Origin of the sequence: Streptomyces milbemycinicus (assembly GCF_002154605.1) — a bacterium.
In the GTDB taxonomy this organism is placed as follows: domain Bacteria; phylum Actinomycetota; class Actinomycetes; order Streptomycetales; family Streptomycetaceae; genus Streptomyces; species Streptomyces milbemycinicus.
Genome location: NZ_MUNE01000423.1, coordinates 1 through 4,521, shown reverse-complemented (window position 1 = coordinate 4,521; position 4,521 = coordinate 1). Strand labels below are relative to the sequence as shown.

General features: G+C 72.4%; 3 protein-coding genes and 2 pseudogenes. 1 reads left to right on the top strand and 4 read right to left on the bottom strand.

Annotated elements, in window-relative coordinates:
* From CCN51_RS58085 to CCN51_RS31590, 4 genes and pseudogenes are all read right to left on the bottom strand, one after another.
* Positions 1–522 (bottom strand): annotated as a pseudogene (locus tag CCN51_RS58085) (hypothetical protein); the annotation flags it as partial.
* Between the two features lie 174 nt (positions 523–696).
* On the bottom strand, positions 697–1,065 hold the full coding sequence (locus CCN51_RS31600) for a DUF6113 family protein (RefSeq protein ID WP_014176692.1): 369 nt from the start codon (positions 1,063–1,065) through the stop codon (positions 697–699).
* On the bottom strand, positions 1,062–1,967 hold the full coding sequence (gene mshB, locus CCN51_RS31595) for an N-acetyl-1-D-myo-inositol-2-amino-2-deoxy-alpha-D-glucopyranoside deacetylase (protein ID WP_014176693.1): 906 nt from the start codon (positions 1,965–1,967) through the stop codon (positions 1,062–1,064). The genes CCN51_RS31600 and mshB overlap by 4 nt, the downstream gene beginning before the upstream one ends.
* A 48-nt stretch (positions 1,968–2,015) precedes the next feature.
* Complete coding sequence (locus CCN51_RS31590) at positions 2,016–2,210, bottom strand: hypothetical protein (RefSeq protein ID WP_014176694.1); 195 nt, start codon at positions 2,208–2,210, stop codon at positions 2,016–2,018.
* A 261-nt stretch (positions 2,211–2,471) separates the two neighbouring features.
* On the opposite strand from CCN51_RS31590, the pseudogene CCN51_RS31585 reads away from it, so the two are divergent.
* Positions 2,472–4,521 (top strand): annotated as a pseudogene (locus CCN51_RS31585) (S9 family peptidase); the annotation flags it as partial.

Below are 4,521 nucleotides of genomic sequence, written 5' to 3'. Positions count from 1 at the left end.
GGAGGGCGTGGCGCCCGGCGGCACCGGGGGCAGCGGCGTGCTCCCCGTCGTCGAGTTGCCCTTGCCCTTACGAGGCGCGAACCAGTCGCTGGTCCGGTCCTCCTTCTTCTTCTCGGCCTTGTTCGCCGAGGGCTCCCCGTGCTCCCCCCGCGCCGCTCCGGCCGCGCCCGCGCCCACCGGGGCGGCGTCGGGCCCGGCCGGGCCGTCGGCGCCCTCGGGGTCGTCGGCGGAGCGCTGGTTCGGCACGCCCTCCTCGCCGACCGGGGTGCGCATGACCACCGGCGGGATGGGCCGGGACCCGGGGATGTTGATCCGGATCCGGGTCGTCAGCGTGGTCTCGGTCTTGGGTTCCTCCGGCTTGGCCGCGGCACGCGCCTCGCCGTCACCGGAGCCCTGGGCTTCCTGTGTCGGATTCGGCGAGGGGTACTGGCGGGATCCGTACGGCGGGGTGCCAGGCGGGTAGGCGGCGGCGCCACTGCCCTTGCGGGTCCCGGAGGACGAACTGTCAGATTCACGGCTCAAAGCAGGTTCTCCCAGTTAGCTCCGCCGCCCGTCAGACTCGCGCGGGCGGCTCGGCGGCGGCACCACCTTACTGGGCCCCGCGGGCAGGCACTTGACGACCGCGGTAAAGACACATCCCGCACACCGGTGGGCACGGTCTGTCGCCTTGGCGGACGCCCAGGCGAAAACGTGACGTCACTTACCAAGTCGGGCCGGGCCGCTGCCCGGTTGCGACACCTTCGGCATCGTGGCGCACATCACACCGGCGAACATTCCGCCCAGAAGAAAAGCATAGGAGCCCGCTCCGGCGCCGAAAAGAAAGTCCCCCTCGGGACGGCTCACGGTGAGAAACAACACGGAGATCACCCACGCCCCGGCAGGCACCACCCCGCCCGCCCGGGTGTCGGTCGCCTTGACCCCGCCGTAGCACAGCGCGCCGATCGCGAGCAGCGCGAGCAGCAACCCACCGGGGAACCAGGCGGCTTGGACCAGCGCGCCCGCGGCGGCGACCAGCACCCCCACCACGCCGAGCAGCACATACGTCCCCAAGCGCGCGGCCGTCACACCGACACCCCCGCGAACAGATCGTCCTCACGGCCCCGGTCCGAGCCGGAAGCGGCGACCGCCTGCCCTCTGACGAGCAGGTAGTGCTCCATGGCGGACAGCGGCTGCCCCAGATCGTTCGAGAGCGCGAAGAAGGGCCCGTCGACCGCGATCTGGGTGGCGTGGGCGCGCATGGCCTCCGCCTTCGCCTCGGCGTACCCGGCGCCGTCCACCGTCGCCGTCACCCGCGCGTCGTCGACCACGCCCGGCACGTCGCCGGCCGAGGCGATCCGCGGGAACGGGGCCCCGTCGCCCTGGGCGCGCAGCCGGGCGAAGCCCTCCTCGAGCTCCGAGCGCGGGACGCAGTTCCAGTAGATCTTGGCGATCTGGTGCGGGTCGCCCAGGTCCCGGCGGTAGGCCGGCTCCGCGGCGAGCTCTGCCGCGCGCATGGCGACGCGGTGCGCCTGGATGTGGTCGGGGTGGCCGTAGCCCCCGTGCGGGTCGTAGGTGACCAGGACCTGCGGGCGCACCTCGCGGACCACCTCGGCCAGGTGGGCGGCGGCGTCGTCCACCTCCGCCCGCCAGAAGCACTCCGGGCGGTCGTTCTGCGGGGCGCCCATCATCCCGGAGTCGCGGTACCGGCCGGGACCGCCCAGGAAGCGGTGATCGCTGACCCCCAACGCCTTCATCGCCACGGCGAGTTCGCCGATCCGGTGCGGGCCGAGCGCATCGTCGCGGTCGGCGGCCAAGTGCGCCAGGGCGGGCGGGATGATCTCGCCCTCCTCGCCGAGCGTGCAGGTCACCAGCGTGACCTGCGCACCCTCGGCGGCGTACTTGGCCATGGTCGCGCCGTTGTTGATCGACTCGTCGTCCGGATGTGCATGTACCAGGAGCAGGCGACGGGCGGGAAGGACCGGGGTCATGAGCACAGCCTACGAGCCCCGCGGCCGGAGCCGCGGGTCAGCCATGGATCAGAGGTCCACGTCCCCGATCATGTTCGCCACGTTCGTCGTGAGGTCGTCGATCGTCGGGGCGATCGAGGAACTGGCGAGGTAGAAGCCGAGCAGCACACAGAGGACCGCGTGCCCCGACTTCAGCCCAGCCTTCTGAACGAGCATGAAGACGATGATCAGCAGCAGCACGACCAACGAAATCGAGAGCGCCACAGCGGCTCACCTCCAGGTACACGCGCTCGAACGGACAACATATTCATGCCACAGGGGGCCTACCCACTATGCGCAATCGATCATAACTATGGGCCCGCGCGCACGACTCGGTGCACGGGAGCATGACAGGGGCGCATGCCTGTTCGCACCATTGGCCTCGTCATCTGGCCTGATTCTCGCCACATTCGACGAGTTGATCTGTGCGGCCGCCGCGGGCGGAACATGCCCGCGGCAACGGGACCGGAGCCGTACGCTCGGCCTATGACCGGACAGCTCTCGTTCCCTCGGCAGCACGCCCGCACCCAGCGCTTCACCCTCGGGGCGCCGCGCGCCTTCGTCGTGGCGCCCGACGACTCGCGGGTGGTGTTCCTGCGTTCGCGCTCCGGCACCGACCGCGCCAATCTCCTGTGGGTGCACGACCTGACCGAGCGGCGGGAGTACCCGGCCGCCGACCCGGCCGCCCTGCTCGGCGGCGCCGACGAGGAGTTGTCCGCAGAGGAGCGGGCGCGCCGCGAGCGCAGCAGGGAGGGCTCCGGGGGCGTCATCGGCTACGCCACCGACTTGACTGTCGAATTGGCTGCTTTCGCACTCTCGGGCCGGCTGTTCGCCTCCGAGTTGCGCGCCGGCGTAACCCGTGAACTCCGCGTGCCCGGGCCGGTGATCGACCCGCGCCCGTCTCCGGACGGACGCCGCATCGCCTATGTGGCGCAGGGCGCGCTGCGCGTAACGGAACTCCATGGGGGCGAGGGAGGCGGCGACCGGGCGCTGGCCGAACCGGAGGGCGAGACCGTCACCTATGGGCTCGCGGAGTTCATCGCGGCCGAGGAGATGGACCGCTCACGCGGCTTCTGGTGGTCGCCGGAGAGCGATGCGCTGCTGGTCGCCCGGGTCGACGACGCGCCCGTACGGCGCTGGTGGATCGCCGACCCCGCGCACCCCGACCGGGAGCCCGCCGAGGTCGCGTACCCGGCCGCGGGCACCGACAACGCCGAGGTGCGGCTGGTGCTGCTGGGCCTGGACGGCTCCCGCACCGAGATCGAATGGGACCGGCGGCGCTATCCGTATCTCGCGCGGGTGCACTGGTCCGCGTACGGTCCGCCGCTGCTGCTGGTCCAGGCCCGCGACCAGCGCAGCCAGGTCTACCTGGCCGTGGACACCGCCACCGGGCGCACCCGTACCGTCCATGTGGACGAGGACGCGGTCTGGCTTGATCTTTTCCCTGGTGTACCGGGGTGGACGCCGGACGGGCGGCTCGTGCGCATCGCGGACGAGGGCGGCGCCCGGGTGCTGATGGTCGGCGACCGCAAGCTGACCTCGGGCGCGCTGCACGTCCGGGCGGTCCTCGACATCGGTGAGGAGGATGTGCTCTTCTCCGCCTCGCCGGGCGCGGACGCCGAACTGCCCGAACAGCCGGGCGAGATCGGGGTCTTCCGCGCGTGGTACCGCGGCAGCGGCGACCAGGGCGGCTGGGAGGCGGTCGACAAGCGGTCCGGCCCCGCCGTGCGGTCCGCGGTGCGCGGTGGCGAGGTGATCGTCCTGGCGTGCGCCGAGCCGGACCGGCCCGGCGCGGCGGTGGAGGTGTTCGGGCTCACCGGCGACGGCTCGGCCGACCGCCTCGCCGAGATCGCCTCGTACGCCGAGCGGCCCGTCATCACCGCCCGCCCGCGGCTGGTCCACGCGGGCGAGCGCCATATCCCCTGCACCGTGCTGCTGCCGGCCGGCCACACCGCGGACGACGGGCCGCTGCCCGTTCTCATGGACCCCTACGGCGGCCCGCACGGCCAGCGCGTGCTGGCCTCCCACAACGCCCATCTGACCTCGCAGTGGTTCGCCGACCAGGGCTTCGCGGTGATCGTCGCCGACGGCCGCGGCACGCCCGGCCGCTCCCCCGCCTGGGAGAAGGCCATCCGCGACGACCTGGCGGCCGTGAGCCTGCAGGACCAGGTCGACGCGTTGNNCTGGCGGGGCTCGCGGTGCTGCGCCGCCCCGATGTCTTCCACGCGGGCATCGTGGGCGCGCCGGTGACCGATCAGCGGCTGTACGACACCCACTACACCGAGCGGTATCTCGGCCACCCCGACGAGCAGCCGGAGGTGTACGCCGCCAATTCGCTGATCACCGACGAGGGGCTGTACGGCGCGGCGGAGCCGCACCGCCCGATGATGATCATCCATGGCCTGGCGGACGACAACGTGGTCGCCGCGCACACCCTGCGGCTCTCCTCGGCCCTCCTCGCGGCCGGGCGCCCGCACGAGGTGCTGCCGCTGTCCGGAGTGACCCATATGACCCCGCAGGAACAGGTCGCCGAGAA

What these genes read in the sequence shown, in the direction of transcription:
- mshB (WP_014176693.1), bottom strand. Translation starts at nt 1,967, where the DNA reads ATGACCCCGGTCCTTCCCGCCCGTCGCCTGCTCCTGGTACATGCACAT.